The organism is Bradyrhizobium sp. P2_E8 (genome assembly GCF_056403875.1).
Genome location: NZ_JBFUES010001347.1, coordinates 1 through 1,606, shown reverse-complemented (window position 1 = coordinate 1,606; position 1,606 = coordinate 1). Strand labels below are relative to the sequence as shown.

2 protein-coding genes are annotated in these 1,606 nt (G+C 66.3%); both read right to left on the bottom strand.

Annotation, left to right across the window (positions count from 1 at the left end):
• Positions 1-714 (bottom strand): CaiB/BaiF CoA transferase family protein (locus AC1D00_RS40320; RefSeq protein WP_477014537.1); only part of this gene is annotated, 714 nt, incomplete at its 3' end.
• 200 nt (positions 715-914) lie between these two features.
• A partial coding sequence (locus AC1D00_RS40315; RefSeq protein WP_477014536.1) for an FAD binding domain-containing protein occupies positions 915-1,606 on the bottom strand: 692 nt, incomplete at its 5' end.

Sequence of the window (1,606 nt, the reverse complement as noted above, 5' to 3'; positions counted from 1 at the left end):
TTCGTAGACGCCGTAGAAATGCGCGCCGCCGTCGAGGAAGTTCTGGTTGCGCCCTTCGGTCCAGCGGCCGATCGTGGTCATGTCGAAGAAGAACGACATCAGCGACGCCGCGCCGTCGCACATCGCCGCGTCGACCACCTGGCCCTTGCCGGACCTCGAGGCTTCGAGGAGCGCCGCGAGCACGCCGACGACGAGATAGAGCGCGCCGCCGCCGAAATCGCCGACCAGATTGAGCGGCGGCACCGGCGCTTCCTTCGTGCCGATCGCGGCGAGCGCGCCGGTGATGGAGATGTAGTTGATGTCGTGGCCGGCGGCGTTGGCGAGCGGGCCTTCCTGGCCCCAGCCGGTCATGCGGCCGTAGACGAGCTTTGGGTTGCGCGCGAGCACGATGTCGGGGCCGAGCCCGAGCCGTTCCATCACGCCGGGACGAAAACCTTCGACCAGCGCATCGGCGCTCGCAAGCAGGTCGAGCACCTCCGCGATCGCCGCCTTGCCCTTGAGGTCGAGCTCGATCACCTTGCGGCCGCGCCCCGCCACCGACTTCATGCTTTTCCTGGCGCCGACACGGTCGAGCGTGACGACGTCGGCGCCCATGTCGGCCAGCATCATGCAGGCAAACGGGCCCGGCCCGATGCCGGCGAATTCGACGATGCGGAAGCCGGAGAGCGGGCCGGAGGTGCGGACGGAGGCGTTTTGGGCTGGTTTATCGAGCACTTTTTTGCTTCCTCGGGTCGCAGGCGGATTGCCGATGGCTCGGCAAATGCCTGGGACGTTCCTCTGTGGGGCGAGTTAATTGATCGATTAACTTTTCCCGCCTTCACGTCAGCGAGGCAAGCGCTTTTCGTGACGCAGGGCCAAAATAAAAACGGCGCGCACCGAAGTGCGCGCCGCGGAAAATTTGTGTTGAGGCGCTATCAGCCTGCGGCGGCCACCGCGCGCTGCGCCATCACCTTGATGAGGTTGGCGCGGTACTCCGACGTGCCGTGGATATCGGACAGAAGTCCACTCGCCGAAATCGTCACGCCGTCGATCGCCGACGGCGACCAGTTCGCCTTCAGCGCGGCCTCGATCGCGGGCACCCGCACCACGCCGCTCTGCGAGGCACCAGTCGCGGCGACGCGGATCTCGCCCGACTTCGTCTGCGCGACGAACACGGCGGTCAGCGCGAAGCGCGAGGCCGGATGCCGCATCTTGGCGTAGCCCGCTTTTGCCGGAACCGGGAACGACACGGCGGTGATGATCTCGCCGTCTTCAAGCGCGGTGGTGAACAGGCCCTTGAAGAAGTCATCCGCCGTGATCGACCGCTTGTTGGTCTTCACGGTGGCGCCGAGCGCGAGCAGTCCGGCCGGATAGTCCGCGGCGGGATCGTTGTTGGCGATCGAGCCGCCGATCGTGCCGCGATAGCGCACCGCGGGATCGCCGATCAGCGAGGCGAGATAGGCGAGCGCAGGGATCGCCTTCTTCGCGGCATCGCTGGTCGCAACGTCGTAATGCGGCGTGGCGGCCTTGATGGTCAGCGTGTCGCCGGAGGCTTCGACCCCGATCATGTCCTTGATCTTGCCGAGGTCGATCACGTCCGAGGGGCTGGCGAGGCGCTGCTTCATGA